Origin of the sequence: Paraburkholderia sp. MM5477-R1 (genome assembly GCF_050436385.1) — a bacterium.
GTDB classification, from domain to species: Bacteria; Pseudomonadota; Gammaproteobacteria; order Burkholderiales; family Burkholderiaceae; genus Paraburkholderia; species Paraburkholderia tuberum.
Map to the genome: position 1 here is coordinate 1,468,767 of NZ_JBNDMC010000003.1, position 26,148 is coordinate 1,494,914.

26 protein-coding genes are annotated in these 26,148 nt (G+C 65.8%); 17 read left to right on the plus strand and 9 right to left on the minus strand.

Annotated elements, in window-relative coordinates; all coding sequences use genetic code 11:
- From OKW35_RS10025 to OKW35_RS10040, 4 genes are read left to right on the plus strand one after another with little or no spacing between them, the layout of a single operon-like run.
- A complete protein-coding gene (locus OKW35_RS10025; RefSeq protein WP_090802566.1) occupies window positions 1–918 on the plus strand; it encodes an ABC transporter permease subunit in 918 nt (305 codons plus the stop codon).
- A gap of 2 nt (window positions 919–920) precedes the next feature.
- On the plus strand, window positions 921–1,925 hold the full coding sequence (locus OKW35_RS10030; RefSeq protein WP_184034804.1) for an ABC transporter ATP-binding protein: 1,005 nt from the start codon (window positions 921–923) through the stop codon (window positions 1,923–1,925).
- Entirely contained in the window at window positions 1,922–2,941 is a 1,020-nt protein-coding gene (locus OKW35_RS10035; protein WP_090802569.1) for a peptide ABC transporter ATP-binding protein, read from the plus strand. Before OKW35_RS10030 ends, OKW35_RS10035 begins: the two co-directional genes overlap by 4 nt.
- Window positions 2,934–4,184, plus strand: coding sequence for a TraB/GumN family protein (locus tag OKW35_RS10040; RefSeq protein WP_429551843.1), 1,251 nt, complete (start codon window positions 2,934–2,936; stop codon window positions 4,182–4,184). Before OKW35_RS10035 ends, OKW35_RS10040 begins: the two co-directional genes overlap by 8 nt.
- Window positions 4,185–4,249: 65 nt before the next feature.
- On the opposite strand, the gene OKW35_RS10045 is transcribed toward OKW35_RS10040, so the two are convergent.
- The 5 genes from OKW35_RS10045 to pxpB form a co-directional block, all read right to left on the minus strand.
- Window positions 4,250–5,206 (minus strand): DUF979 domain-containing protein, encoded by a 957-nt coding sequence (locus OKW35_RS10045; RefSeq protein ID WP_187612724.1) that lies wholly within the window; start codon window positions 5,204–5,206, stop codon window positions 4,250–4,252.
- Window positions 5,203–5,976 (minus strand): DUF969 domain-containing protein, encoded by a 774-nt coding sequence (locus OKW35_RS10050; RefSeq protein ID WP_429551799.1) that lies wholly within the window; start codon window positions 5,974–5,976, stop codon window positions 5,203–5,205. Before OKW35_RS10050 ends, OKW35_RS10045 begins: the two co-directional genes overlap by 4 nt.
- 278 nt (window positions 5,977–6,254) lie before the next feature.
- The gene (pxpA, locus tag OKW35_RS10055) at window positions 6,255–7,007 is read right to left on the minus strand and encodes a 5-oxoprolinase subunit PxpA (protein ID WP_429356283.1); all 753 of its coding nucleotides are present in this window, start codon (window positions 7,005–7,007) and stop codon (window positions 6,255–6,257) included.
- A 20-nt stretch (window positions 7,008–7,027) separates the two neighbouring features.
- Complete coding sequence (locus OKW35_RS10060; RefSeq protein WP_429551800.1) at window positions 7,028–8,080, minus strand: biotin-dependent carboxyltransferase family protein; 1,053 nt, start codon at window positions 8,078–8,080, stop codon at window positions 7,028–7,030.
- A complete protein-coding gene (gene pxpB / locus OKW35_RS10065; protein ID WP_429551801.1) occupies window positions 8,077–8,730 on the minus strand; it encodes a 5-oxoprolinase subunit PxpB in 654 nt (217 codons plus the stop codon). The genes OKW35_RS10060 and pxpB overlap by 4 nt, the downstream gene beginning before the upstream one ends.
- A 210-nt stretch (window positions 8,731–8,940) precedes the next feature.
- Between pxpB and OKW35_RS10070 the strand changes: the two genes are divergently transcribed.
- Window positions 8,941–9,453, plus strand: a complete 513-nt coding sequence (locus OKW35_RS10070; protein WP_018418717.1) for a winged helix DNA-binding protein — start codon at window positions 8,941–8,943, stop codon at window positions 9,451–9,453.
- A gap of 51 nt (window positions 9,454–9,504) precedes the next feature.
- Here OKW35_RS10070 and OKW35_RS10075 read toward each other — a convergent pair whose 3' ends face one another.
- On the minus strand, window positions 9,505–10,104 hold the full coding sequence (locus OKW35_RS10075; RefSeq protein WP_429490405.1) for a 5-formyltetrahydrofolate cyclo-ligase: 600 nt from the start codon (window positions 10,102–10,104) through the stop codon (window positions 9,505–9,507).
- A 20-nt stretch (window positions 10,105–10,124) separates the two neighbouring features.
- Here OKW35_RS10075 and OKW35_RS10080 point away from each other — a divergent pair, with 20 nt between their 5' ends.
- The 4 genes from OKW35_RS10080 (at window position 10,125) to OKW35_RS10095 (ending at window position 15,038) form a co-directional block, all read left to right on the plus strand.
- Window positions 10,125–12,092: a transglycosylase SLT domain-containing protein gene (locus OKW35_RS10080; RefSeq protein ID WP_429356280.1), complete on the plus strand. Its 1,968-nt coding sequence runs from the start codon at window positions 10,125–10,127 to the stop codon at window positions 12,090–12,092.
- Window positions 12,093–12,174: 82 nt separating this feature from the next.
- Window positions 12,175–13,128: a complex I NDUFA9 subunit family protein gene (locus OKW35_RS10085; RefSeq protein ID WP_090802583.1), complete on the plus strand. Its 954-nt coding sequence runs from the start codon at window positions 12,175–12,177 to the stop codon at window positions 13,126–13,128.
- A gap of 27 nt (window positions 13,129–13,155) precedes the next feature.
- On the plus strand, window positions 13,156–13,809 hold the full coding sequence (locus tag OKW35_RS10090) for a glutathione S-transferase family protein (RefSeq protein ID WP_429490403.1): 654 nt from the start codon (window positions 13,156–13,158) through the stop codon (window positions 13,807–13,809).
- Window positions 13,806–15,038, plus strand: a complete 1,233-nt coding sequence (locus OKW35_RS10095) for a multifunctional CCA addition/repair protein (protein WP_429551802.1) — start codon at window positions 13,806–13,808, stop codon at window positions 15,036–15,038. The genes OKW35_RS10090 and OKW35_RS10095 overlap by 4 nt, the downstream gene beginning before the upstream one ends.
- A gap of 34 nt (window positions 15,039–15,072) precedes the next feature.
- Here the strand turns inward: OKW35_RS10095 and OKW35_RS10100 are convergent, their stop codons facing one another.
- Window positions 15,073–15,267 (minus strand): DUF2905 domain-containing protein, encoded by a 195-nt coding sequence (locus OKW35_RS10100; RefSeq protein WP_018418711.1) that lies wholly within the window; start codon window positions 15,265–15,267, stop codon window positions 15,073–15,075.
- Between the two features lie 31 nt (window positions 15,268–15,298).
- A complete protein-coding gene (locus OKW35_RS10105) occupies window positions 15,299–16,501 on the minus strand; it encodes a class I SAM-dependent methyltransferase (RefSeq protein WP_090805533.1) in 1,203 nt (400 codons plus the stop codon).
- 13 nt (window positions 16,502–16,514) lie between these two features.
- Here OKW35_RS10105 and OKW35_RS10110 point away from each other — a divergent pair, with 13 nt between their 5' ends.
- The 6 genes from OKW35_RS10110 to OKW35_RS10135 all read left to right on the plus strand — a co-directional run bounded on the left by OKW35_RS10110 (window position 16,515) and on the right by OKW35_RS10135 (window position 22,974).
- Window positions 16,515–17,342: an SDR family oxidoreductase gene (locus OKW35_RS10110; protein WP_429335437.1), complete on the plus strand. Its 828-nt coding sequence runs from the start codon at window positions 16,515–16,517 to the stop codon at window positions 17,340–17,342.
- Window positions 17,343–17,431: 89 nt separating this feature from the next.
- Complete coding sequence (locus OKW35_RS10115) at window positions 17,432–17,827, plus strand: dihydroneopterin aldolase (RefSeq protein ID WP_090802589.1); 396 nt, start codon at window positions 17,432–17,434, stop codon at window positions 17,825–17,827.
- Window positions 17,828–17,830: 3 nt separating this feature from the next.
- Window positions 17,831–18,832: a tRNA 2-thiocytidine(32) synthetase TtcA gene (gene ttcA / locus OKW35_RS10120; RefSeq protein ID WP_429551803.1), complete on the plus strand. Its 1,002-nt coding sequence runs from the start codon at window positions 17,831–17,833 to the stop codon at window positions 18,830–18,832.
- A 141-nt stretch (window positions 18,833–18,973) separates the two neighbouring features.
- On the plus strand, window positions 18,974–20,335 hold the full coding sequence (gene glmU / locus OKW35_RS10125; protein WP_429551804.1) for a bifunctional UDP-N-acetylglucosamine diphosphorylase/glucosamine-1-phosphate N-acetyltransferase GlmU: 1,362 nt from the start codon (window positions 18,974–18,976) through the stop codon (window positions 20,333–20,335).
- Between the two features lie 59 nt (window positions 20,336–20,394).
- Window positions 20,395–22,212 (plus strand): glutamine--fructose-6-phosphate transaminase (isomerizing), encoded by a 1,818-nt coding sequence (gene glmS, locus OKW35_RS10130; protein WP_429362775.1) that lies wholly within the window; start codon window positions 20,395–20,397, stop codon window positions 22,210–22,212.
- A gap of 162 nt (window positions 22,213–22,374) precedes the next feature.
- A complete protein-coding gene (locus tag OKW35_RS10135; RefSeq protein ID WP_429551805.1) occupies window positions 22,375–22,974 on the plus strand; it encodes a rhomboid family intramembrane serine protease in 600 nt (199 codons plus the stop codon).
- Between the two features lie 51 nt (window positions 22,975–23,025).
- Here the strand turns inward: OKW35_RS10135 and OKW35_RS10140 are convergent, their stop codons facing one another.
- Window positions 23,026–23,286: a DUF6723 family protein gene (locus OKW35_RS10140; protein ID WP_090805534.1), complete on the minus strand. Its 261-nt coding sequence runs from the start codon at window positions 23,284–23,286 to the stop codon at window positions 23,026–23,028.
- 273 nt (window positions 23,287–23,559) lie between these two features.
- Here OKW35_RS10140 and OKW35_RS10145 point away from each other — a divergent pair, with 273 nt between their 5' ends.
- Together OKW35_RS10145 and OKW35_RS10150 are read left to right on the plus strand one after the other, a co-directional pair.
- Complete coding sequence (locus tag OKW35_RS10145; RefSeq protein WP_429491979.1) at window positions 23,560–24,762, plus strand: alkaline phosphatase family protein; 1,203 nt, start codon at window positions 23,560–23,562, stop codon at window positions 24,760–24,762.
- Between the two features lie 8 nt (window positions 24,763–24,770).
- Window positions 24,771–26,057, plus strand: a complete 1,287-nt coding sequence (locus OKW35_RS10150; protein WP_429551806.1) for a cytochrome-c peroxidase — start codon at window positions 24,771–24,773, stop codon at window positions 26,055–26,057.
- Window positions 26,058–26,148 lie beyond the last annotated feature (91 nt).

Consider the following 26,148-nt stretch of genomic DNA (forward strand, 5'->3'; position numbering starts at 1 on the left):
ATGGCTGACATTCAAAACACCGTCCCCCAAGCGGTTACCCCGCCGAGCGGCCGCGGCATCGCGGCACGCGAATTCTGGGCGAACTTCTCGCGCAACCGCGGTGCGGTCGGCGCGGGCATCATCGTGCTGGTGCTGGTCTTCATCGCGATCTTCGCGCCGCTGATCGCGCCGCACAGCCCGATCGAGCAATACCGCGACTCCGTGAAGATCCCGCCGGCGTGGCTCGACGGCGGCAACTGGAAGTTCATTCTCGGCACCGACGAAGCGGGCCGCGACATCCTTTCGCGTCTGATGTACGGCGCGCGGCTGTCGTTCTGGATCGGCTTCGTCTCGGTGGTCCTCGCGCTGATTCCGGGCGTCGTGCTCGGCCTCGTCGCCGCGTTCTTCGAGAAATGGGCCGACACGCCGATCATGCGCATCATGGACGTGCTGCTCGCGCTGCCGTCGCTGCTGCTCGCGGTCGCGGTGGTCGCGATCATCGGTCCGGGTCTCGTCAACACGATGCTCGCGATCGCGATCGTCGCGCTGCCGGGCTATGTGCGTCTGACGCGCGCGTCCGCCCAGGGCGAGTTGCAGAAGGAGTATGTGACCGCTTCACGCGTCGCGGGTGCGAGCACGTTGCGGCTGATGTTCTCGCAGGTGCTGCCGAACTGCACCGCGCCGCTGATCGTGCAGGCAACCCTTGGCTTTTCGTCGGCGATTCTCGATGCCGCCGCGCTCGGCTTCCTCGGCCTCGGCGTGCAGCCGCCGTCGGCGGAGTGGGGCGCGATGCTCGCGTCGGCGCGCGATTACATCGACAGCGCATGGTGGATCGTCACGATGCCCGGCCTGTCCATCCTGATCTCGGTGCTTGCGATCAACCTGCTCGGCGACGGGCTGCGTGACGCGCTCGACCCCAAACTGAAACGGATGGCCTGACCATGAGCAATCTACTGACCATCCGCAATCTCGCGGTCAACTTCGGTGGCCTGCCCGCGGTCGACCGCATCAATCTCGACGTCGCGCCGGGCGAAGTGGTCGGCGTGGTCGGCGAATCGGGCTCGGGCAAGAGCGTGACGATGATGGCGCTGATGGGCCTGATCGACGCGCCCGGCAAGGTCTCCGCCGACGAAATCACGTTCGACGGCAAGAACCTGCTGAAGGCTTCCGCGAGGGAACGCCGCAAGATCATCGGCAAGGACATCGCGATGGTGTTCCAGGACGCGCTGACGAGCCTGAACCCGAGCTACACGGTCGGCTATCAGATCAAGGAAGTGCTGAAGCTGCACGAGGGCCTGCGCGGCAGCGCGCTAGACAAACGCGCGCTCGAACTCCTCGATCAGGTCGGCATTCCGGACGCGAAGAACCGTATCGGCTCGTTTCCGCATCAGATGTCGGGCGGCATGAACCAGCGCGTGATGATCGCGATGGCGATCGCCTGCAACCCGAAGCTGCTGATCGCCGATGAGCCGACCACCGCGCTCGACGTGACGATCCAGGCGCAGATCATGGAATTGCTGATGCGCCTGCAGAAGGAACGCGGCATGGCGCTCGTGCTGATTTCGCACGATCTGGCCGTGGTGTCCGAGGTCGCGCAGCGCGTCGCCGTGATGTATGCGGGCGAGGTGATCGAGACGAACAAGGTGCCGGACATCTTCGCCGCGCCTCATCATCCGTACACCGAAGCGCTGTTGGCCGCGATTCCCGAGCACAACGTCGGCGCGGTGCGGCTCGCGGCGCTGCCGGGCATGGTGCCGGGCCGCGACGACCGGCCCAAGGGGTGCCTGTTCGCGCCGCGCTGCAAGTACGTGGTCGACGACTGCATGAAGGCCCGCCCCGCGCTCGCGCCGCTGCCCGCGCACGCCGAGCTCACGCGCGTGCGTTGCATCAAGCCGCTGAACCTCGAGAAGGACGCCAACGTTCACACGCAAGGAGGCGCCCGATGAGCGCAGTACCCGAAACCCGTCGCCAGTCGGATCGTACTGGCGATCACGTGCTCGTCGCCGACCAGCTCGCGCGCTACTACACGGTCAAGCGCGGCATGTTCGCGCACGGCACGGTGAAGGCGCTGAACGGCGTGTCGTTCGCGCTCGACCGCGGCAAGACGCTGGCGGTAGTCGGCGAGTCCGGCTGCGGCAAGTCGACGCTCGCGCGTCAGCTGACGATGATCGAAACGCCGAGCGCGGGCCGCCTGCTGATCGACGGCGAGGACGTGGCCGGCGCGAATCACGAGAAGATCGCGGCGCTCAGGCGCCGCGTGCAGATGGTGTTCCAGAACCCGTTTGCGTCGCTCAATCCGCGCAAGACCGTCGAGCAGACGCTCGGCGAACCGCTCGCGATCAACACGCAGATGAGCGCGACCGAGCGCGCCGAGCGCATCGCGCAGATGATGCGCACGGTCGGCCTGCGGCCCGAGCACGCGAAGCGCTATCCGCACATGTTCTCCGGCGGCCAGCGTCAGCGTGTGGCGATCGCGCGCGCGATGATCCTCGATCCGCAGATCGTGGTCGCCGACGAACCGGTCTCGGCGCTCGACGTCTCAATCCAGGCGCAGATCCTGAACCTGTTCATGGACCTGCAGGACGAGTTCAAGACGAGCTACGTGTTCATCTCTCACAACCTGTCGGTGGTCGAGCATATCGCCGACGACGTGATGGTCATGTACTTCGGCGGCGTCGCTGAACTCGGCGACAAGCAGCGCATCTTCTCGAAGCCGCGTCATCCGTACACGCGCGCGCTGATGTCGGCGACCCCGTCGATCTTCGAGGCCGACCGCACGATCAAGATCAAGCTGCAAGGCGAAATGCCGTCGCCGCTGAATCCGCCGTCGGGCTGTACCTTCCATCAGCGCTGCCCGTACGTGATCGACCGCTGCCGCAGCGAGGAGCCGAAGCTGCGAGAAGTGGATGGCCGCCTGGTCTCCTGTCACCGCGCTGAAGAGGTGGGGGACGTGGATGCCTGATGTGGTGGCGGCGCGTCGTCTTGCGCGCCGCTTGTGTGAGGGCGGCCGGATAGCCGCCTTCGCGCGGCGCCGCGGGGCGCGTGCGCTGGGAGGCGCCGCGCCCTGCGGCGCATTTGCTGGAAGGTTCGCCGGCAAGTTTTTTCGCCCGTTTCTCTGCGCGTTTGTTCATGCGCTCGCGCGCGCCTTTTTCTCCGTATTTCTTCCCGCGTCGCTGTCCGCTTTATTTCGCGTAGGCTGCGCGCTGTCGGTCGGCGCGGCCGTACCCTGCATCGCTCACGCGGCCGGCGCGGCGGCCAAGGCGCCAGCCCAGGCGGCCCGTCCTGCCGTCACGGCGCCAAGCCCGCCACCGCCGTCAATTGCGCCGCCCCCGGTCCCCGGCACCACGGCGAGCGGCCCGGTGCGCCAGCAACCGGCGCGCATGCCGTTCTATGTCGCGACGCGCGGCAGTACGACGATCTACGTGCTCGGCACGCTGCACGTCGGCGATCCCGCCGACTATCCGGCGGGGCAGCCGTTCCGCGCGCCGATCCTCGCGGCGCTCGCCGCGTCGCCGACGCTCGCGCTCGAACTGTCGCCCGACGAGCTGCTGGTGTCGCAGGACGACGTGTCGAAGTACGGCGTGTGCAAGCACGACTGCCTGCCGGGTTTGCTGCCCGAGCCGCTGTGGCACAAGCTCGCGTTGCGGCTGCGCGGCAACCCGGCCGCGCTCGATGCGATCAAAAAGATGCGGCCGTGGCTCGCGTCGCTGGTGGTCGAGACCTACGACTCGCTGTCTGCGGGTCTGCAAACGGAATACGGCACCGAAGCGCAGTTGCAGAACGTCTATCTGAAGACGCGCGGCAAGATCGTCGGACTCGAAACGCTCGCGCAACAGATGCGCGCGTTCACCGGACTGTCGGCCGCGCAGCAGCGGGAGATGCTCGCGCAGGATCTGGTGCAGACGCCCGCGCAGAACGTCGAGGACGTGCGCACGCTGCACCGGCTGTGGCGGGTCGGCGATGCCGATGCGATCGCCGCGTGGCAGGCTGCCAAATCGGAGAAGCTCGCGCGCGACCCGCGCGTCTCCAATTCGATCGACAACCGGATCGTCTACGAGCGCAATCGCCGCTTCGTCGCGAGAATGTTGCAGCTCGCCGCGCCGAACAAGCCGCTGTTCGTCGCGATCGGCGCATTGCATCTGGGCGGATCGAAGGGCGTGCTGCAGCTATTGCGGCAGCACGGCTTCGTGGTCGAGGCGAGTTGATCGGCGCAAGACCGTCTGCGTCTGCTCACATCCCGGTTGTCAAAACGACGCGCTTGTCAGCAGCCCTACAAAAACATCAAGAAATTCAACAGAAAGATATTGATCACCAGCAGCATCAACGCCGTCGGAATCTGCACCTTGATCACCGCATTCTTGTCGGGTAATTCGAGCAGCGCAGCCGGCACCATGTTGAAGTTCGCGGCCATCGGCGTCATCAGCGTGCCGCAGTAGCCGGAGAACATGCCGATCGCGGCCATCACGGCCGGGTTGCCGTGGAACACGCCGACGAGGATCGGCACGCCGACGCCGCCCGTCATCACCGGAAACGCGGCGAAGCCGTTGCCCATCACCATCGTGAACAGCGCCATGCCGATGCAGTACACGGCCACCGCGACGAAGCGGTACTCGAGGCTGATATACGACGTGGTCACGTGCGCGACCGCCTTGCCGACGCCCGCGTCCGAGAACACCAGACCGAGCATGCCGAGCATCTGCGGCAGCACCGCGGCCCACGAGAGCGCATCGACGAGGCGGCGCGCTTCCTTCATCGACTGGCCGACCGTGTCGCGCGTGATCACACAGGCGATCGCGAGCGCGATCACGCAGCCCAGACCGAAGCCGATCAGCGTGACGTTGGCCTTCTCGATCAACGGCACACCGCCGAACACGAGATGGCTTGCCGCGAGCGTGATGATCACGGTGACGACCGGAATCGTCAGCGCGGGCACGAACAGTTTGTTGCGCAGTCGCGCGGCGCTCGCCTGACGTGCTTCGAGCGACAGCGTCTTCGGCTTGCCCGCGGTGACGCCGCCGAAGCCCGCGATCAGCGCCATCGCGATTACCGCGCCGCCGACCACGGCCGGCGGCAGCCGGTCGCCGATCAGGAAGATCAGCGCGTAAAGAATCCAGAAGCCGCCCGCGGTGAGGCGGCGCGGATGCTCGCGGTCCGTGACGATCATGCCGCCGACGATCAGCAGCACGATGCCGAGCAACCAGAACAGATAGGTGATCGTGAAGGTCATGCTTCGTCTCCGGTAGCACGCGTGGCCGACGGCGGCGTCGATGCGGCGGTCGCCTTCGCGGTCGAAGTGCCGCCCGGCGCCTTGCCGCGCAATTCACGCTCGAGCCGGCGGTCGAGCAGCCAGAGCCGGAAGCCATGCACGATGAACGCGCTGATCGCGGTCGGAATGCCCCACACGGCGACGTGAATCGGCTCGACGACGATGCCCGCTTCCTTCAGGAAAGTCGTCATCAGCACGATCGCGCCGAACGCGACGAAGATGTCCTCGCCGAAAAAGAGGCCGACGTTGTCGGTTGCGGCCGAGAATGCGCGCAGCCGGAAGCGCACCGCGTCGCCGATCTTGCCGAAGCGGTTCTCGGTCGCGCCCTCGGCCATCGGCGCGATCAGCGGACGCACCATCTGCGGATGGCCGCCGAGCCCGGTCAGGCCGACCGCGGCGGTCAGCTCGCGCACGAGCAGATAGACGATCAACAGACGTCCGGCGGTCGCCGCCTTGATGCTGCTGATCCACGCCTGCGCGCGCTCGCGCAGGCCGTGTCGTTCGAGCAGGCCGATCACCGCGAGCGGCAGCAGGATGATCAGCGGGATGTTGCGCGTCTTGATGAAGCCGGTGCCGATCAGCGCGAGGATTTTTTCCGGCGGGAAGTGCGCCGCGAAACCGGTGACGATCGCGGCGACGGCCACGATCAGCATCGGATTGAAGCGCAACAGAAAGCCAACGATGATGACGGCCACACCGATGAGCGGCCATAGACTGACAGTTGTCTGCATCAGGATCTCCAAAGAGGCTATTCAACTTCGCCGCGGGTGGCGGCTGACGTGAACTGGTGCATGCGGCCTCATGCGCCGGCGTGCTGCCGCGGCTCTGCGGCCGCGTCGAACTCTCTTTACCTGCCCCGTGAATGCGCGTCGGCATCCGTGGGTTTGCAGCGGGCATCGCGATTGATGCCGCGGCTGGCAATCGCCCCGCATGGGTGCGGGGCGCTGGATCGGTCACGCGCGCCGGATCGGAGCGACGCGCGCAGTGGCTAGGACGGTGAGGCGAACGCTCAGACGCGCGCGGCGGCCGCCGCATGCACTTCGATGCCGGCGTCGGCGAGCGCGCCGCGAATGCGTCGCGCGAACGCCAGCGCATGCGGGCCGTCGCCGTGCAGGCAGATGGTCTGCGCGTTCAACGGCACCCACTGTCCGTCGACGGCTTTCACGCGCTGCTCGCGGATCATCACGAGCGTGCGCGCGAGCACTTCGTCCTCGTCGTCGAGCAGCGCGCCCGGCTCCTTGCGCGGCACGAGCGAGCCGTCGGCGCGATAGCCGCGGTCGGCGAACACTTCCTCGATCGCGGTCAGGCCCGCGTTGCGCGCGGCGCTCACGAGCCCGCTGTTGGCGAGCGCGAACACCGCCACGGACGGATCGAAATCGTGCACCGCGGAGACGATCGCGTCAGCGATCTTCGCGTCGCGCGCGGCCTGGTTGTACAGTGCGCCGTGCGGCTTCACGTGCGCGATGCGCCCGCCCTCGGCCTGCGCGATCGCCGACAGCGCGCCGAGCTGATACAGCACGCCCGCGTAGATCTCGCCCGCCGGCAGCTCCATTTCCTTGCGGCCGAAATTCTCGGGATCGTTGAAGCTCGGATGCGCGCCGATCGACACGCCTTTCTGCACGGCCCAGCGCACGCAGTCGCGCATCGCGTTGGGGCTGCCCGCATGCCAGCCGCATGCGATGTTGGCCGAACTCACGAGGTCGAGCAGCGCCTCGTCGGAGCCGCAGCCTTCGCCGAGATCGGCGTTCAGATCGATTTCCATGGGGATTCCTTTACTTAGTGTCACAGCGGCGCGAGCGCCACGCGGCGCGCGCAACGCTCTTCGTGCATCGCGATCGCGGCATCGATCTGCCGCAGATACGTGCGTTCTTCCAGCAAAGCCTGGCGCGCTTCGTAGGGCGTCGTCGGGATGAAACGGACAGCACCGTTCAGGCGCACCTGCGCGAGCTTCCACAGATCGGCCTGTATCACCGCGCCGATCTTCGGATAGCCGCCGGTGGTCTGCGCGTCGCTCATCAGCACGATCGGCTGACCGTTCGGGGGCACCTGGATCGTGCCGGGCAGCACCGCGTGCGACAGCAGGTCAGTCTTGTGCGTGCGCTTCAGCTCGGTGCCGGCAAGGCGATAGCCCATGCGGTTGCTGTTCGGCGTCACGAGCCACTCGTCGGACCAGAACGACTGCTGTGCATCCGCGGTGAAGCTGTCGTATTCGGGGCCGCGCAGCACGCGGATCGGTATGGCCCACGGCACGCCCGACGGATGACGACCGCGCCGCAGCGGCTCGTTGACCAGCACGAACTTGCACCAGGCGGGCGCCTTCACGCCGAACTCGGGCGCCTCGGGCGTGAAGCCGAGGTGGCCGCGCTGCTGCGGCGCGCCGACCGGCAGACGGTCGCCGTCGTTGAGCGCGCGGCCGCCGAGTCCGCCGAAATGGCCGGCAAGGTCGGTGCTGCGCGAGCCGAGCATCGGCAGCACGTCGATGCCGCCCGCCACGCAGACATAGCCGCGCATGCCGCGCTTCGCCGCGTGCAGCACGAGCTCCTGGCCGGCCTGCACGGGCAGACTCCAAAACGAATAGACGGGTTTGCCGTCGAGCGTCGCGCCGAACTCGGTGCCCGTGATCGCGACGCGCGTCGCGCGCAAAAAGCGCAGCGCGGTCGGGCCGAAGGTGATTTCGAGGCCGGCCGCGTCGGGGCGGTTGCCGACCAGCCGGTTGCCGACTTCGAGCGACAGCCGGTCGAGCGCCCCCCCCATCGCGACGCCGAGATGCCGATAGCCGTGGCGGCCGAGGTCCTGGATCGTGGTCTGGAGACCCGCGCGGATCACGTCGATCATGCGTGCATCCCCGCGATCGTGAAGCGCACCCGGTCGCCGGGCTGCAGCAGCGTGGGCGGACGGCGCGCCGGATCGAACAGCGGCACCTCGGTGCGGCCGATCAACTGCCAGCCGCCCGGCGACACCGCCGGATAGATGCCAGTCTGCTCGCCGCCGATGCCGACCGATCCCGCCGGCACCTCGAGCCGCGGCGACGCGCGGCGCGGCGTGTGCAGCGCGGTGTCGAGCCCACCCATATAGGCGAAGCCGGGCTGGAAGCCGAGAAAGAACACCACGTAGACGCCGCCCGCATGACGTTCGACGACCTCGCGCGCGCTCAAGCCCGTATGTTCGGCGACCGCCTGCAGATCGGGGCCGAATGCGCCGCCGTACTGCACTGCAATCTCGACGTCGCGCCCGGGCGCGACGGCTTTGGCCGCTGCGTTCCAGGCCGTCAGCAACTGCTCGCCGAGCGAGTCGGCGTCGGTCGAGAGCGGGTCGAACACGAGCGTCAGATTGTTCATGCCGGGCACGACCTCGAGCACCTGCGGCCAGTCGCGCGCGGCTTCGGCCGCAGCCCACACGCGCTGCTGGCACTCCAGCGTGGCGGGCGGCGGCGCTTCGCAGACGAGCGCGGCATCGCCGAGGGGAAAAATTCGTGGTTGGCTCATGACTGGGCGGCCCGGATCGAGTCGGAGGATGAGGCGGACAGCGCGGTGCGTTGGCGCATGCCCGGCGCGGAGTCGGCGACGTTTGGAGCGTACATTATCAATAAAATATTGACGATTTACCAATAAGCGTTTTTGCCAGGCTCGTCGGTGGCGAGCATCGTCGTACACTTGCGACACTTTTCCAGCCCATTTTCGTCACGGGAACCTCGTATGACGCGTCATCCCACCAAGATCGTTTCGTCGGAACATCTCGTCTCCGAGAGCAGCGCGGAACTCTCGGAACTCGAATACGCGCTGATCATGGCAGGCAATGCGTTCAACCGCTGGATGGTGCGCTGCATGTCGGCGGCGGGCGACAAGGACATGACCGCGATCGAAGTGTCGCTGCTGCACCACGTGAGCCATCGCGAACGCCGCAAGAAGCTCGCGGACATCTGCTTCGTGCTGAACATCGAGGACACGCACGTCGCGACGTACGCGTTGAAAAAGCTCGTAGCTAGAGGGTACGTAAAAAGCGAAAAGACCGGCAAGGAAGTGTTCTTTTCCGCAACCGACGCGGGCCGCGAACTATGCCTGAAGTATCGCGAGGTGCGCGAAAACTGCCTGATCTCGACGCTCAAGGAAAGCGGCCTGACCAACCAGCAGATCGGCGAGGCCGCGCAGTTGATGCGCAATGCGTCGGGCCTGTACGACACGGCGGCGCGCGCGGCGGCTTCACTGTAACGACGAAACACCGCGCAAGCGCCGGCGCGTCACACGCCGCGCATCGCGCGTTCAGCCCGGCAGCGCCGGATGAAACCCCGCCTCCGTGACGATCAGATCGAGCGCAATGTCATGCGCCTCGCGTTCCAGCGTGTCGGTGCGGCACGCTTCGTAGGCGATGCCGACCGTGATCGGCTTGTGCGCCGCCGGCCAGCCGGCCAGCGTGCGGTCGTAATAGCCGCCGCCGTAGCCGAGGCGGTAGCCGTCCGAGTCGAAACCCACGCAGGGCACGAACAGCAGCTCGGGCAGCACCACGCGCCCCGAGGTGGGCTCGGCAATCTTGTGATGGCCGACTTTCATCGGCGTCGCGGGCGTCCAGGCATGGAATTCGAGCGCCATGCCACGTTCTTTAATGATTGGCAGACTGGCTTCGTGGTGCGAGTCCGCGGCAAGCCAGAGCGCAATCGCGCCGCGCGCGTCGAACTCGCCGGCAAGCGGCCAGTAGAATCCCGCGCTGCGTACCGCGTAGTGCTTCAGCGCGTCGAGCATCCGACGCCCGAGCGCGGCATTCTTCGCCGGCTCGGAAGCCGCTTGCAGACGGCTTTCCAGCAACCTCCGGCGCAGCGCCTTTTTCGTTGCCGGGACAGGGTTGCATGCTATGCTTGGGTCCAATTCGCGCTCCAGAAACAACGATGTCAAAACGCCTTTTTCGAGTATATCGCGCGGCCAGTATCGCGCTTGCCGCAGCGGCACTCGTGGCCTGCAGCACTGCCTCGGCCGTCAAGCCCCTTCCGATCTCGCAACTCACGAACGACGACCAGATTTTCGTCCAGCTTCGCGAAGCCTCGCGTACTAACGACGCGGCGCGCGCAGCCCAGCTCGCGAGCATGATCCCGAATTATCCGGCGCCCTCGTATCTGGAGTACTTCCAGATCAAGCCGCAGCTGTTCGATTCGACCGGCCATGCGCGCATCGACGCGCCGGACGCGCCCGTGCTCGCGTTCCTGCAGAAGTACGACGGCCAGGCGATCGCCGATCGCATGCGCAACGACTACCTGACGGTGCTCGGCACGCGTCACGACTGGCGCAACTTCGACCAGCAGTACGCGAAATTCGTGCTCGACGACGACACTCAGGTCAAGTGCTACGCGCTCGAATCGCGCGCGTCGCGCGGCGAGAACGTCGCGGACGCGGCGCGCGCGCTGCTCGTCGAGCCGAAGTGGTACGGCGACGGCTGCGTCGATCTGATCACGGTGCTCGGCGTGAACCACCAGTTCAGCGCCGACGACATCTGGGCGCAAATTCGTCTCGCGTACGAGCAGAACTACACGAGCACCGGCAGCAAGCTCGTCGACGCGCTCGGCGACCAGCCGCCCGACCCGGTGCTGTTCAGCCAGGCGACCAATGCGCCGCCGCTATTGCTCGCGCGCGGCGTCGGACCGGATGCGCAATCGCATCAACTGGCGCTGCTCGCCATCACGCGCATGGCGCGCAACGATCCGGCCATGGCCGCGGCCACGTTCGCGTCGGTCGCGCCGTCGCTGAATTCGCCGGAGCGCGCGATCGGCTGGGGCACGATCGGCTATCAGGGCGCGCTCAAGCAGATGCCTGGCGCGGTCGACTGGTTCCGGCTGTCGGCCAACGCGCCGCTGTCGAATCCCGCGTATGAATGGCGCACACGCAGCGCGCTACTCGCAGGCGACTGGAACATGGTGCGCTGGTCGATCGAGCAGATGCCCGAGTCGCTGCGCAAGCAACCGTCGTGGGTGTACTGGCACGCGCGCGCGCTGAAGCAGGCCGGCGACACGGCTACGGCCAGTCAGGAATTCCAGTCGATCGCGTCGAACTTCAACTTCTACGGCCAGCTCGCGCTCGAAGAGCTCGGCCAGAAGATCACCGTGCCGCCGAAAACCACCGTGACCGACGCCGAAGTGCAGCAAGCCGGCACCACGCCGGGCTTCGATCTCGCGCAGCGCTTCTATGGGCTGAATCTGCGGCTCGAAGGCAATCGCGAGTGGAACTGGCCGTTGCGCAACATGTCCGACCGGCAACTGCTCGCCGCCGCCGAGTACGCGCGCCGCATCGAGCTGTACGACCGCACCGTCAACACCGCGGACCGCACGAAGAGCGAGCACGATTTTTCGCTGCGCTATCTATCGCCGTTTCGCAACATCGTCGAGCAGGACGCGCAGTCGAGCGGGCTCGACGTCGAGTGGGCGTACGGGCTGATCCGCCAGGAGTCGCGCTTCATCATCAACGCGCGCTCTGAGGTCGGCGCGGGCGGACTGATGCAGCTGATGCCCGCCACCGCGCAACTGGTCGCGAAGAAGATCGGTCTGGGACCGGTGTCGCGCGAGCAGATGAACGACATCGACACCAACATCCTGCTCGGCACGAACTACCTGGCGATGATCTACAATCAGTTCGACGGGTCCGCCGTGCTGGCCACCGCTGGCTACAACGCAGGTCCGGGCCGTCCGCGCAACTGGCGGCAGTCGCTGCAGCGCCCGGTCGAAGGCGCGGTCTTCGCCGAGACGATTCCGTTTCAGGAAACTCGTGACTACGTGAAAAATGTGTTGTCCAACACGGTCTACTACGCGGCATTGTTCGAAGGCCGTCCGCAATCGCTGAAGGCGCGCCTGGGTTACATCGCACCGTAAGCGCCTTGGCGCCGCAATCTCGCTTCGAGGTTGCGGCGCGCTTCGCCAGCCGTTGCCGCGGCTTCCGTCAGGGAGTCGAAAAATGCGACATCAAGCCATCGCGGTCATCGGCGGTTCAGGGTTTATCGGCAGCTACCTCGTCAACGCGCTCGTCGAGACGGGCAAGGACGTGCGCGTCGCCACACGGCGACGCTACAACGCGCGACATCTGACCATGCTGCCGATCGACGTGCTCGAAACCGACGTGTTCGATCCGGTGCAACTCGCGCGCTTCGTCGAGGGCGCCGATTGCGTGATCAATCTGGTCGGTATCCTGAACGGCAAACGCGGCAAGCCCTATGGGCGGGAGTTCGCGCATGCGCACGTCGAGCTGCCGACGCGCATCGTCGCCGCCTGCGAAGGCAAGGGCGTGCATCGGCTGATTCATCTGAGCGCGCTAGGCGCCAATCCGAACGGCCCGAGCATGTATTCGCGCTCGAAGGCCGACGGCGAGAAAGCCGTGCATGCGGCCAACGTCGCGTGGACGATCTTCCGGCCGTCGGTCGTGTTCGGACCCGAGGACGCGTTTCTGAACAAGTTCGCGTTCCTGCAGCGCGTGTTTCCGGCCATTCCGCTCGCGATGCCGGACGCGCAGTTCCAACCGGTCTATGTCGGCGACGTCGCGAAGGCGATCGTCAACGTGCTCGATCTCGATGGCGCGAGCGGCCGCACCTACGAGCTCGGCGGTCCGACCGTCTACACGCTCGAAGACCTGGTTTCGTACTGCGGCGACGTGATCGGCAAGCATGCGCGCATCATCCGTCTGCCCGAGCCGCTCGCGCGCCTGCAGGCGTTGAGCTTCGAAATGGCGCCGGGCGAACCGGTGATTTCGCGCGACAATCTCGATTCGATGAAGGTTGCCAACATTCTGAGCGGGCCGCTCGCGCCCGAGCTCGGACTCGAACCGGTCAGCATCGAAGCGATCGTGCCGACGTACCTGACCGGTGCTGCCTCGGGTTCGCGACTCGACACGTTCCGCGCCAACGCCGGACGCTGAAGCCTTTCCCTCTACCTGATAACAAGTATGAAACTGCTGATTGGTGACAAGAACTATTCGTCGTGGTCGATGCGTCCGTGGCTGCTGCTCACGCACTTCGGCATTCCGTTCGACGAGGAACTGATCCTGCTGTACGAAGCGGACACGAATGCGAAGATCCGCGCTCAGGCGCCGCGCGGACCGGGCAAGGTGCCGTGCCTGATCGACGACGCCGGGCAGGCCGTGTGGGATTCGCTGGCGATCGCCGAAACGCTCGCCGAGCGCTTCCCGCAACACGCGCTGTGGCCGCGAGACGCGGCGGCGCGCGCGCATGCGCGCAGCGTCAGCGCCGAGATGCATGCGGGGTTCGGCGAGTTGCGCTCGAAGATGTGGATGAACATCCGTGCGTCGTTCCCTGGCAAGAACGCGACGCCGGGCGCGCTCGCCGATATCGCGCGGATCGAGACGATCTGGTGCGACTGCCTCGAGACCTACGGCGGTCCGTTCCTGTTCGGCGAATTCGGCATTGCCGACGCGATGTTCGCGCCGGTCGCGATGCGCTTCAACACGTGGAAGCCGGCGTTGTCGGAGACCGCAGCCGCCTATGTCGAGCGGCTCACCGAGCTGCCCGCGGTCAATGCATGGATCGACGCCTCGCGCCGCGAAACGCACGCGATCGCCTATCAAGACGAATGCCCATGAATATCTATGCAGTAGGTGGCGCGGTCCGCGACGAGCTGCTCGGCGTGCCGGTGCAGGACCGCGACTACGTGGTGGTGGGAGCAACACCCGAGCAGATGGTCGCGCAGGGCTATCGGCCGGTGGGCAAGGACTTTCCGGTATTCCTGCATCCGCAGACGCAGGAGGAGTACGCGCTCGCGCGCACCGAGCGCAAGACGGCGGCCGGCTATCACGGCTTCCAGTTTTTCTATGCGCCCGACGTGACGCTCGAAGAAGACCTCGCGCGCCGCGATCTGACGATCAACGCGATGGCGCGCGAGGTGCGCCCGGACGGCGAGCTGACCGGCCCCGTCATCGATCCGTTCAACGGCCAGGCTGACTTGCAGGCGCGGCTTTTTCGCCATGTCAGCGCCGCCTTCCTCGAAGATCCGGTGCGGATTCTGCGCATCGCGCGTTTCGCGGCGCGTTTCGTCGATTTCACGGTCGCACCGGAAACGCTGGCGCTGATGCGCGAGATGGTCGCCGACGGCGAAGCCGATGCGCTGGTGGCCGAGCGCGTGTGGCAGGAGGTGTCGCGCGGGTTGATGGAGAAGAAGCCGTCGCGGATGTTCGGCGTGCTGCGCGACTGCGGCGCGCTCGCGCGGATTCTGCCGGAGATCGACGCGCTGTTCGGCGTGCCGCAGCGCGCCGACTATCACCCCGAGGTCGATACCGGTGTCCACGTGATGATGGTGCTAGACCATGCCGCGCAGCAGGGCTACGCGCTGCCGGTGCGCTTCGCGGCGCTGACGCACGACCTCGGCAAGGCGACCACGCCAGAGGACCTGCTGCCGCGGCACATCGGCCACGAGGGCCGCAGCGTCGATCTGCTGAAGCCGCTGTGCGAGCGGCTGCGCGTGCCGAACGAGTGCCGCGATCTGGCGGTGCTGGTCGCGCGCGAGCACGGCAATATTCATCGCGTGATGGAGATGGGGGCGGCGGCTGTGGTGCGCCTGCTCGAGCGCAGCGACGCGATCAGGAAGCCGGCGCGCTTCGCCGAGGCGCTGCAGGCCTGCGAGTCGGATGCACGCGGGCGGCTCGGCCTCGAGATGAGCGAGTACCCGCAGGCCGAGCGGCTGAGGCTTGCACTGGTGGCCGCGCGAGGCGTGGATGCAGGGGCAGTGGCGCAGCGGCTCGCCGATGCGCCGGCCGGCATCAAGGACGCCGTGCATGAGGAGCGCGTGCGTGCAGTAGAGGCTGCGCTGGCTTGAAGTCGCGCGGGCGTAAAGTAGCGCGCGACGGCGCCTACAACACCCGCGCCAACAGCGACAACAGCATCGACAGCACCAGCGTCGACATGAACGGAAACGGATACTCGCGGCCGAACAGCCGCAAGGTCACGTCGCCGGGCATCCGGCCGATGCCGAGCTTCCTCAGCCACGGCCAGCACGACGACAGCACCGCGACGGCAACGAAGGTAGTCAAAAGCCAGCGAATCATCGCGAGTCCTCGAGCCAGAGCGGATTCACGATCACAGCGTATGCGAACGATCGCCGCTCGAAAAGGCGCGCAGCGTATCGTCGAGTCCGCGCGAAAACGCGATCACCTTGAAGAGCTCGCCCATCTCCGCCTCGGACAGCAGCTTCTGTACCGCGTTGGCGGCGGGAAGAAAGCGCGCGGCGTCGGCGGGATCGATTTCGCCGAGCACCTCGGTGACGCCCGCGTTCAGCAGGAAGCGCGCTTGCGATGTGAAGCCGAGCAGGTCCGCGCCGGTCTCGACGCCCGCCTCGGCGATGCCGGTGAATTCGACGTGCGCGGTGATGTCCTGCAGACCGGGGTACAGGAACGGGTCGCCGTGCGCGCGGTGCCGGTAGTGGCACATCAGCGTGCCCTGCGCGCGCTGGTCGTGGTAGTACTCGTGGCGCGGAAAACCGTAGTCGATCAGCAAGATCGCGCCGCGCGCTAGCATCGTGCAGATGGTGCGCGTGAAGGCGCGCGCGGCTTCGTGCGTTTCTGTCACGTAGTCGTCGCCGGCCGGTTCGCGGGTCGCATCGATTTCGGTCAGCAGCGCGAGGTCCGCGGCGGCCGCGACGGGCCGGTCGTCGAACGCGAAGGCGCCGTCGCGCCACACCACGCCGCGCTCGCGCCAGACACCGCCGTTTTGCGCGAAGAGCCGCACCGGCATCGCATCGAGCACCTCGTTGCCGATCACCACGCCTTCGAAGCGCTGCGGCAACGCGTCGAGCCAGCGCACTTTCGCGAGCAGCGCGGGCGCGGCCGCCGCGATCGTTTCGCGCTGCCGCTCGCGCAGCTCACCCGATAGATCGATGATCGAATAGCTGTCGAACCCGGCGCCGAGCGTGTCGAGCGCATTGAGCAAGCCCGCGGCGAGCTTGCCGGTGCCGGCGCCGAACTCCATCACATCGCGCGTGCCACTCGCCTCCAACGCTTCGGCGAGCGGGCGCGCGAGCGTCGCCGCGAACAGCGGCGACAATTCCGGCGCGGTGACGAAGTCGCTGCCGTCGTCGGCGCGCAGGCCGAATTTACGCGCACCGCCGCTGTAGTAGCCGAGACCCGGCGCGTACAACGCGCGCTCCATGTAGCGGTCGAACGGCAGCCAGCCGCCGGCCGCGTCGAGCTGCGCGCGGATCTCGGCGACGAGCGCGTCGGACTGCGCGAGCGCGCTCGGGCCGGGAGCAGGTAAACTATCGGGTTGGTGAGCTTTGGGATTCATCCCCGCATTGTAAATGACCGTTTCTCCGGACATCGCTGCCCGCGCGGCTGAACTGCCGCCCGAAACGCCCCGCGTCGTGCTGATTACGGGCGCCGCGCGCCGCATTGGGCGCGCGCTCGCCCTCGGCTTCGCCGCGCGCGGCTGGGACGTGGCCGTGCACTACGGTGCCTCGCGTGAGGACGCCGACGACGTGGTCGCGCAGATCGTCGCGCTGGGCCGCCGCGCGGTCGCGCTGCACGCCGAGCTCGGCGACGAGGCGCAGGTCGCCCGGCTGCTGCCGGACTGTGCCGCTGCGCTCGGGCGGCCGTCGTGCATCGTCAATAACGCGTCGCGCTTCGAGGAAGACACGGCGCGCGACGTCGGCTACGAGCTGCTGCTGAAGCTGACCGCGATGAACGTCGGCGCGCCGCTCGTGCTCGCGCGCATGCTTTACGACGCGACGCCCGATGCGGCATTGCGCGACGAAAGTCAGCGCGGCGTCGTCATCAATGTGCTGGATCAGAAGCTGTACAACATGAACCCGGACTATCTGTCGTACACGCTGTCGAAGGCGGCGCTGCAGACCGCGACGGTCGCGCTCGCTCAGGCGCTCGCGCCGAAGCTCCGGGTGGTCGGGCTCGCGCCCGGGCTGACCATGCAATCGGGCGACCAGACCCAGCACGGGTTCGAGGCCGCTCACCGTATGACGCCTCTTGGCCGTGCGTCGCGGCCCGAGGATATCGTCGCCGCCGCGCTGTATCTCGCGGATGCAGCCGGCGTGACCGGAACGACGCTGGTGGTCGACGGCGGGCAGCATCTCGTGCCGCTGCCGCGCGACGTGATGTTTTTGACGGGCGCCTGACACGCGCGCGGCCGGCCTTCGAGGCGGTCATCGCGTGTGGCGAAGCGCCCCTTTGCGTGCCCCGCACGCTTTTTTGGACTGGAACGAACATGTTTGCCGCTCTTTCGCACCCCCGGCTCGCCGATTGCCGCCGGCTTTTTCTGCGCAATTACGAAGTGCACATCAATATCGGCGTGCACGACTTCGAAAAGCGCGGCGAGCAGCGCGTCGTGATCAACGTCGAACTGTTCGTGCCGCTCGCGATGTCCACGCCGGTGCACGACAAGCTCACCGAAGTCGTCGACTACGACTTCATGCGCTCGACGATCGCGAGGCGCGTCTCGCAAGGCCATATTCATCTGCAGGAAACGCTGTGCGACGACCTCGTGCGCGCGATGCTCGAACATCCGCAGGTGCGCGGCGCGCGCGTGTCGACCGAAAAGCCGGACGTGTATCCGGACTGCGATGCGGTCGGCGTCGAAGTCTTCCGCATCAAGGAGGACTGAGCGATGAACGCACCGGAAATCCTGACCGCAGACAACGAAGCCGCTGACGCCACCGCGGCACCGAGCGCCGCCCGCGCCCCGAAATCGCCGCTCACGCGCCGCGAGCAGAAGGAAGCGTACGAGAACAACAAGCTCTTCAAGCGTCTCGCGCGCCAGGTCGGCCAGGCGATCGGCGACTACAACATGATCGAGGACGGCGACAAGGTGATGGTGTGCCTGTCGGGCGGCAAGGACAGTTACGCGATGCTCGAGATCCTGATGCGGCTGCGCGAGCGCGCGCCGATCAATTTCGACATCGTCGCGGTAAACCTCGACCAGAAGCAGCCGGGCTTTCCCGAGCACGTACTGCCCGAGTATCTGACCCAGCTCGACATCCCGTTTCACATCGAGAATCAGGACACCTACAGCATCGTCAAGCGGCTCGTGCCGGAGGGCAAGACCACCTGTTCGCTGTGCTCGCGGCTGCGGCGCGGCATCCTGTATCGCGTCGCCGGCGAGCTCGGCGCGACCAAGATCGCGCTCGGCCATCATCGCGACGACATCCTGCAAACGCTGCTGCTGAACCTGTTCTATGGCGGCAAGTTGAAGGGCATGCCGCCCAAGCTGCAATCGGACGACGGCAAGAACATCGTGATCCGGCCGCTCGCCTACGTGAAGGAAACCGATCTGGAGAAGTACGCCGAGTTGCGTGAATTCCCGATCATTCCGTGCAATCTGTGCGGTAGCCAACCAAACCTTAAGCGCGCGGAAATGAAGGCGCTGGTCCGCGACTGGGAAAAGCGTTTCCCGGGCCGCATCGAGAACATGTTCAATGCGTTGTCGAACGTGGTGCCGTCGCATCTGATGGATCACCAGCTGTTTGCGTTCGCGGGGCTGCGCGCGAGCGGCGAAGCCGACCCGCAAGGTGACATCGCGTTCGACGAAGAACCATGCTCGAGCGGCGGCGAAGGCGCGCCGCTCACCAGTGCGAAGACCATTTCGCTGGTCCAGTTCGACGACCTGTAACGAGCGAAAAGTGCCTGTTCCGGCGGCATTCCGGCGCTTTTCCGCTGGCTTGCAAGCCCTGCCGAGGCCGCGTCTGCGGCCTTTTTTGCAGATGCAGCATGATAGAATCGTCCGCTCCAAACTCGTCTATTTGCCGACGCCATGAACATCGTCATTTTGGCGGCAGGTACCGGCAAGCGCATGCGGTCCGCGCTTCCCAAGGTGCTCCATCCTCTGGCCGGCCGGCCGCTCCTCGCTCATGTCATCGACACCGCCCGCGCGCTGAAGCCCGCCCGCCTGATCGTCGTGATCGGCCACGGCGCCGAAGCCGTGCGCGAAGCCGTCGCGGCGCCCGATATCCAGTTCGCGGTGCAGGAGCAACAGCTCGGCACCGGCCACGCGGTGCAGCAGGCGCTGCCGCTGCTCGATCCATCGTTGCCCACGCTGGTGCTTTATGGCGACGTGCCGCTCACGCGTGCGCAAACGCTGCGCGCACTGACCGGGCGTGCCGGCCAGGACGGCTACGGCGTGCTCACCGTCACGCTCGACGACCCGACCGGTTACGGCCGCATCGTGCGCGATCTGCACGGCAACGTGCAACGCATCGTCGAGCAGAAGGACGCGAGTCCCGAGCAGCTGAAGATCGCCGAAATCAACACCGGCATCATCGTCGCGCCGACCGCGCGCCTTGCCGGCTGGCTCGCGGCGCTCAAAAACGACAACGCGCAAGGCGAGTTCTATCTGACCGACGCGGTCGAAATGGCGATCGAAGCCGGCCTCGAAGTCGTCACCACGCAGCCCGACGACGAGTGGGAAACGCTCGGCGTCAACAGCAAGCAGCAGCTCGCCGAGCTCGAGCGGATTCTTCAGCGCAATGTCGCCGACGCACTACTCGTCGCGGGCGTGACGCTCGCCGACCCGGCGCGCATCGACGTGCGCGGCACGCTCGAATGCGGCCGCGACGTGTCGATCGACGTCAACTGCGTGTTCGAGGGCCGTGTGACGCTGGCCGACAACGTCAGCATCGGGCCGAACTGCGTGATTCGCAACGCGAGTATCGGCGCCGGTACGCGCGTCGATGCGTTCACGCACATCGAAGGCGCGGAAGTCGGCGCGAAGGCCGTTGTCGGTCCATATGCGCGCTTGCGCACAGGCGCGGCGCTGCAGGACGAGTCTCATGTAGGGAACTTCGTCGAGATCAAGAACGCGGTGCTCGGTCATGGCTCGAAGGCCAACCACCTCACCTACATCGGCGATGCGGATGTCGGCGCGCGCGTGAATATCGGCGCGGGCACGATCACCTGCAACTACGACGGCGCCAACAAATTCCGCACCGTGATCGAGGACGACGTGTTCGTCGGCTCGGACACGCAACTGGTCGCACCGGTGCGCGTGCAGCGCGGCGCGACGATCGCGGCCGGCACCACGGTGTGGAAGGACGTCGCCGCCGACGCGCTGGTGTTGAACGATAAAACCCAGACGAGCAAGACGGGCTACGTGCGCCCTGTCAAAAAGAAAAGCTGATCGATACGGCGTGCCCACGAGGCGCGCTCACTGAATCCGGCACTGAAAAGGAATACACCATGTGCGGCATTGTCGGCGCGGTTGCGCAACGTAATATCGTTCCCGTCCTGATCGAAGGACTGCGACGCCTCGAATATCGCGGCTACGATTCGTGCGGCGTCGCCGTGCTCGGCGCTCGCGGGCCGAGCCGCGCGCGCAGCGTCGCGCGCGTGGCCGACCTCGAAGGCCAGGTGCGCGACGGTCGCCTCGAAGGCGTGACGGGCATCGCGCATACACGCTGGGCCACGCATGGCGCACCGGTCACCGACAACGCGCACCCGATCTTCTCGCGGGATGCGCTGGCGTTGGTACACAACGGCATCATCGAAAACTACGAGACCTTGCGCGAAATGCTGCGCGGCAAGGGTTACGAGTTCGTCTCGCAGACCGACACCGAGGTTATCGCGCACCTGGTCCATAGCCTGTATCGCGGCGACCTGTTCGCTGCGGTGCGCGAGGCGATCGCGCAACTGCACGGCGCGTATGCGATCGCGGTGCTGCACGAGGATCAGCCGCATACGGTGGTCGGCGCGCGTCAGGGCTCGCCGCTCGTGGTCGGGCTCGGGGACGGCGAAAACTTCCTCGCATCGGACGCGCTCGCGCTCGCAGGCAGCACCGAGCGCTTCATCTTCCTCGAGGAAGGCGACGTCTGCGAACTGTCGCTCGATGGCGTGCGCATCGCCGATCGCCAGGGCGAGGCCGCGCAACGCGAGGTGCGCCAGGTGGCCGCCTATGGCGGCGCGGTCGAACTCGGCCCGTATCGCCACTTCATGCAGAAGGAAATCTTCGAGCAGCCGCGCGCGATCACCGACACGATTCCGCAGGCCGACGCGTTCGATGCGTCGATCTTCGGCGAAGGCGCGCGCCAGGTGTTCGCGGACATCGACAGCCTGCTGATTCTCGCGTGCGGCACCAGCTACTACTCGGGGCTCACCGCCAAGTACTGGCTCGAATCGCTCGCGAAGATTCCGACTCAGGTCGAGATCGCGAGCGAGTATCGCTATCGCGAGTCGGTGCCGAATCCGAAGTCGCTGGTGGTGGTGATTTCGCAGTCGGGCGAAACCGCCGACACGCTCGCGGCACTCAAGCACGCGCAGGAGCTCGGCCACAAGCACACGCTCGCGATCTGCAACGTCGGCACGAGCGCGATGGTGCGGCAGACCGAGTTGTCGTTCCTCACGCACGCGGGCCGCGAGATCGGCGTCGCGTCGACCAAGGCATTCACGACGCAGCTGGTTGCGCTGTTCACGCTGGCGGCAACGCTCGCGAAGCTGCGCGGACGTTTGAACGACGAGCAGGAAGCGAGTTATCTGAAGCAGTTGCGCCACCTGCCGGCGGCGCTCAACAGCGTGCTCGCGCTGGAGCCGCAGATCATCGCGTGGTCGGAGGAGTTTTCGCGCAAGGAACATGCGTTGTTCCTCGGACGCGGCATGCACTATCCGATCGCGCTCGAAGGCGCGCTGAAGCTCAAGGAGATTTCGTATATCCACGCCGAGGCGTATCCGGCTGGCGAGCTGAAGCACGGGCCGCTGGCGCTCGTGACCGAAGCGATGCCGGTGGTGACGGTCGCGCCGAACGACGCGCTGCTCGAAAAGCTGAAGTCGAACATCCAGGAAGTGCGCGCGCGCGGCGGCGAGCTTTATGTGTTCGCCGATGCCGATACGAAGATCGTCAACGGCGAAGGGCTGCATGTGATCCGGATGCCAGAGCACTATGGCTTGCTGTCGCCGATCCTGCACGTCGTGCCGCTGCAGTTGCTCGCGTATCACACCGCTTGTGCGCGTGGCACGGATGTGGATAAGCCGCGGAACCTGGCGAAGTCGGTGACGGTGGAGTGACGAAGACGTAGCGGCAAACCGGGCCGCAAGCTCATGCAATCAGCCGCGCCGCCATGCGGTCCGGCGGACGAAACACCATCGGCATCTGTCTTGCCACGATGCCTCGACGTGACGACGCCACATCGACTACCCTCTGTCGACATCCCACGTGGCCTCGTCATCATGAAGACCTCATCTCCCAACACGCTCACCGAAAAGCTGAAGTCACGCGTCGTGCTGATCGCGCTGTTCGTCGGTTCGATGTGGGCGGTGTTCTTTCTGTCGGTTGCGTTGCCGTTCCTGCATCTGAACGAACACGGCGTCGTGCCGCGTTCGCTCGACGGCTTGCAGGGCATCCTGTTCGCGCCGTGGCTGCATGCGTGCGTCGGACACATCGCCGCCAACACCAGCGGGCTCGTCGTACTCGGCTGGCTGTGTACGTGGCCGAACATCGCCGGCTTCTGGCGCGCGACCATCGGCGCGATGCTCGGCGCCGGTCTTTGCGCGTGGCTATTCGGCGCGCCGTATTCGGTGCATATCGGCGCGAGCGGGCTGGTGTTCGGCTATGCGGGTCACCTGGTTGCGCGTGGTTACTACACGCGCAATCTCGTGTCGATCCTCGTGGCCCTGGTCGTCGTCAGCAGCTACGGTCTGAGCCTGCTGTTCGGCGTACTGCCGATCTATCCGGATGTGTCGTGGCAGAGCCATGTCGGCGGCGTGCTCGGTGGTGTGCTCGCCGCGCGTGCAGGGGCCGGCGCGGCAAACCGGGTACGCGTGCGCTGACCCACCCGTATTTTTTCGCCTATCGGCATATCGCCGGGTGATCGACGAATCCTACAACTCCGGCCGCGCCAGATCGCTCGCGACGATGTGTTCGCCATACACCTGCGCGGCCGCGAGCGCTTCGAGTCGGCTCGCGTGTGGGCCCAGTTCGGGCGCGCCATCGAATGGAAACAGCACGCGGCCGTCGGTCGTGCGCACCACCTTCAATACGCCGAAGAAGCGCCGGTAGCCGGCCATTTTCGCGCTCGCCGAAATCTCGAAGTCGTCCTCCGAGGTGCCCGGGACGCTGGGAATAAACGCGGTCTTGCTCATAGCTGAAAACATCGGTTGTTCGTTGAGGCGGCGCGCAACGATGCGCGCGGCCGACGCGCATTGTCTCAAATCGTCGCGAAGCGTGAATCGAGTCGGCAACCCGCTGGTTCGCCAATGGTTTTATCGGTGAATTAACGTCAATTTTCACGGCAATGTCATAGGCGCTCCATAAAGTCTGCCCGCAAATAAAACCGCATTCCCGACAGGGCAACAAAGAGACAGCAACAGAGGGCAACGAACATGTCACACCGCATTGGGCTACGCGCACTCATCATGGCCGCTTGCGTGGCTTTAATCGCTTTGATCGTGGCCGCCTGCGGCTCGTCTTCTTCGTCCGGCGGGCTGCAACTGACCGGACAGCAGCAGATTCGCCACGTCTTCGTGATCACGCTCGAAAACGAAAACTACGCGACCACATTCGGCGCCAACACCAAAGCGCCGTATCTCGCGCAAACACTGGCATCGCAAGGCGCGCTCGTGCAGCAGTACTACGGCACGGGCCACGTGAGTCTCGACAACTACATCTCGATGATCAGCGGCCAGTCGCCGACCAACGAGACCGACAACGACTGCATGACCTATCAGGACTTCAAGCTGACCGGCATGACGTCCGATGGCCAGGCGATCGGCTCGGGCTGCGTGTATCCGGCGAGCGTGAAGACGTTGCCGGACCAGCTGAAGGCGGCGGGCTATACGTGGAAGGGCTATGAAGGCGACATGGGCAACGATCCGTCGCGCGAAGCCGCCACCTGCGGCCATCCGACGCTGAACACGACGGACCTCACGCAGTCGGCCGAAGCGCCGAGCGCGGCCGTGCCGCTCGGCGACCAGTATGCGACGCGCCACAATCCGTTCATGTACTTCCACTCGATCATCGATTCGCCGGACTGCGGACAGCACGTCGTCAATCTGAATAACCTGCAGAACGATCTGCAATCGGTCTCGACCACGGCGAACTTCAACCTGATCACGCCGAACCTGTGCGACGACGGCCACGACGCACCTTGCGTGAACGGCCAGCCGGGCGGCCTGACGAGCGCGAACACGTTCCTGCAGAAGTGGGTGCCGATCATTACCGCATCGCCGGCGTTCCAGAAGGATGGCCTGCTGATCATCAACTTCGACGAAAGCAGCTACGCGACGGTCACGCAGTCCGCGTCGGGCGAGGATCTGGTATTTGCGGGCACGACCTGCTGTAGCCAGCAACCCGGCCCGAACCTGCCGCCGTTCCCGGAGACTTCGTCGCTCGCCTATAACGGCATCACGATCAACCTGACCAAGTCGAGCTACGGCGGCGACCAGACCGGCGCTGTGATGATCTCGAAGTTCATCAAGCCGGGTACGGTGTCCACGGTGCCGTACAACCACTATTCGATGCTGAAGAGCATCGAGGACATCTTCCAGCTCGACCACCTTGGTTATGCGGGACAGGCCGGTCTGGTGGGGTTCGGCAGCGACATCTTCACGAACCTGTAAAAGACTCGATGCTGTCTTCTGTCATGCGATTCACGGCGCGCGCGAGCGCGCGTCGGATAGCGCTCGCCGCCCTGATGGGCGGCGCGTTACTGGGGGGCGCCGGTGCGGCGCCCGCTGTTGCGTCGAATGCGACACCGGCATCTGCCGATGCGAAGCCCGTCTATAGCGACGCCGCCGCGCTCGGCAAACTGATGTTCTTCGATCCGGCGCTGTCGGCCTCGGGCAAGATGTCGTGCGCGAGCTGCCACAGTCCCGAGCACGCGTACGGGCCGCCCAACGGTCTCGCCGCGCAACTGGGCGGCGCGGACTTGCATCAGCAGGGCACGCGCGCGGTGCCGAGCCTGCGCTACGTGCTGAACCGTACGCCGATCTGGACGCATGCGCAGGCGGCGAGCCTGTCCGAGCGGCTCAGCGAAACGGACAACGCGCCGGTCGGCGGCTTCGGCTGGGACGGGCGCTTCAACTATCTGCACGATCAGGCGAACTTCCCGCTGTTCAATCCGAACGAGATGGCCAACAAGGATCCGGCCGCATTGCTCGCGAAGATGCAGCGCGCGCCCTACGCTGCGCGCTTCAAGGAAGTATTCGGCCAGAACATTTTTGCCGATCCGACCAAGGCGTTCACCCAGGCGATGTACGCGATCGAGCGCTTCGAGCTCGAAGACCCGAGTTTTCATCCGTACACGAGCAAGTTCGACTACTACCTGGACGGGAAAGTGCGACTAACTGCACAAGAGTTGCGCGGCAAAAAACTGTTCGACGACCCCGCCGGCGGCAATTGCGCATCCTGTCATATCGACCAGTCGGGCGTGAACGGCGCTCATCCGCTTTTCACCGACTTCAACTTTCAGGCGCTTGGCGTGCCGCGCAACGCTGAACTGAAGGTCAACGCCGATCCGAAGTATTTCGACATGGGCCTGTGCGGACCATTGCGTACGGATCAGAGCGACAAGCTGAACTGCGGACTGTTCAAGTCGGTATCGCTGCGCAATACCGCGACGCGTCAAGTGTTTTTTCACAACGGTCGCTTCCACACGCTGAAAGAGGCGTTGCGTTTCTACGTGCAACGCGACACGAACCCGGACAAGTGGTATCCAAGGGATGCGCACGGCAAAGTCGACAAATTCAACGATCTGCCGGTCGCACTGCGCGTGAACGTCGATACGACCGACGAGCCGCTGACGCGCAAAACGGGCGAGCGTCCGGTCTGGTCCGAGCGTGATATCGACGACGTCGCCGCGTTCCTCGCGACGCTGAGCGACGGCTATGACCTGAAGTTAAAAGCGCTCAAATGAACGCATCGGAAAGCGGGGCGAGTTCCGGTCACCCTTGATTTAAAAGACAAAAATTGCCGAGGAAAGGCGCCGCCCGATGCAGCGGCGCTAT

Coding starts and splice junctions, on each gene's coding strand:
- OKW35_RS10025 (WP_090802566.1), top strand. CDS start 1: ATGGCTGACATTCAAAACACCGTCCCCCAAGCGGTTACCCCGCCGAGC.
- OKW35_RS10030 (WP_184034804.1), top strand. CDS start 921: ATGAGCAATCTACTGACCATCCGCAATCTCGCGGTCAACTTCGGTGGC.
- OKW35_RS10035 (WP_090802569.1), top strand. CDS start 1,922: ATGAGCGCAGTACCCGAAACCCGTCGCCAGTCGGATCGTACTGGCGAT.
- OKW35_RS10040 (WP_429551843.1), top strand. CDS start 2,934: ATGCCTGATGTGGTGGCGGCGCGTCGTCTTGCGCGCCGCTTGTGTGAG.
- OKW35_RS10045 (WP_187612724.1), bottom strand. CDS start 5,206: ATGACCTTCACGATCACCTATCTGTTCTGGTTGCTCGGCATCGTGCTG.
- OKW35_RS10050 (WP_429551799.1), bottom strand. CDS start 5,976: ATGCAGACAACTGTCAGTCTATGGCCGCTCATCGGTGTGGCCGTCATC.
- pxpA (WP_429356283.1), bottom strand. CDS start 7,007: ATGGAAATCGATCTGAACGCCGATCTCGGCGAAGGCTGCGGCTCCGAC.
- OKW35_RS10060 (WP_429551800.1), bottom strand. CDS start 8,080: ATGATCGACGTGATCCGCGCGGGTCTCCAGACCACGATCCAGGACCTC.
- pxpB (WP_429551801.1), bottom strand. CDS start 8,730: ATGAGCCAACCACGAATTTTTCCCCTCGGCGATGCCGCGCTCGTCTGC.
- OKW35_RS10070 (WP_018418717.1), top strand. CDS start 8,941: ATGACGCGTCATCCCACCAAGATCGTTTCGTCGGAACATCTCGTCTCC.
- OKW35_RS10080 (WP_429356280.1), top strand. CDS start 10,125: ATGTCAAAACGCCTTTTTCGAGTATATCGCGCGGCCAGTATCGCGCTT.
- OKW35_RS10085 (WP_090802583.1), top strand. CDS start 12,175: ATGCGACATCAAGCCATCGCGGTCATCGGCGGTTCAGGGTTTATCGGC.
- OKW35_RS10090 (WP_429490403.1), top strand. CDS start 13,156: ATGAAACTGCTGATTGGTGACAAGAACTATTCGTCGTGGTCGATGCGT.
- OKW35_RS10095 (WP_429551802.1), top strand. CDS start 13,806: ATGAATATCTATGCAGTAGGTGGCGCGGTCCGCGACGAGCTGCTCGGC.
- OKW35_RS10100 (WP_018418711.1), bottom strand. CDS start 15,267: ATGATTCGCTGGCTTTTGACTACCTTCGTTGCCGTCGCGGTGCTGTCG.
- OKW35_RS10105 (WP_090805533.1), bottom strand. CDS start 16,501: ATGAATCCCAAAGCTCACCAACCCGATAGTTTACCTGCTCCCGGCCCG.
- OKW35_RS10110 (WP_429335437.1), top strand. CDS start 16,515: ATGACCGTTTCTCCGGACATCGCTGCCCGCGCGGCTGAACTGCCGCCC.
- OKW35_RS10115 (WP_090802589.1), top strand. CDS start 17,432: ATGTTTGCCGCTCTTTCGCACCCCCGGCTCGCCGATTGCCGCCGGCTT.
- ttcA (WP_429551803.1), top strand. CDS start 17,831: ATGAACGCACCGGAAATCCTGACCGCAGACAACGAAGCCGCTGACGCC.
- glmU (WP_429551804.1), top strand. CDS start 18,974: ATGAACATCGTCATTTTGGCGGCAGGTACCGGCAAGCGCATGCGGTCC.
- glmS (WP_429362775.1), top strand. CDS start 20,395: ATGTGCGGCATTGTCGGCGCGGTTGCGCAACGTAATATCGTTCCCGTC.
- OKW35_RS10135 (WP_429551805.1), top strand. CDS start 22,375: ATGAAGACCTCATCTCCCAACACGCTCACCGAAAAGCTGAAGTCACGC.
- OKW35_RS10140 (WP_090805534.1), bottom strand. CDS start 23,286: ATGAGCAAGACCGCGTTTATTCCCAGCGTCCCGGGCACCTCGGAGGAC.
- OKW35_RS10145 (WP_429491979.1), top strand. CDS start 23,560: ATGGCCGCTTGCGTGGCTTTAATCGCTTTGATCGTGGCCGCCTGCGGC.
- OKW35_RS10150 (WP_429551806.1), top strand. CDS start 24,771: ATGCTGTCTTCTGTCATGCGATTCACGGCGCGCGCGAGCGCGCGTCGG.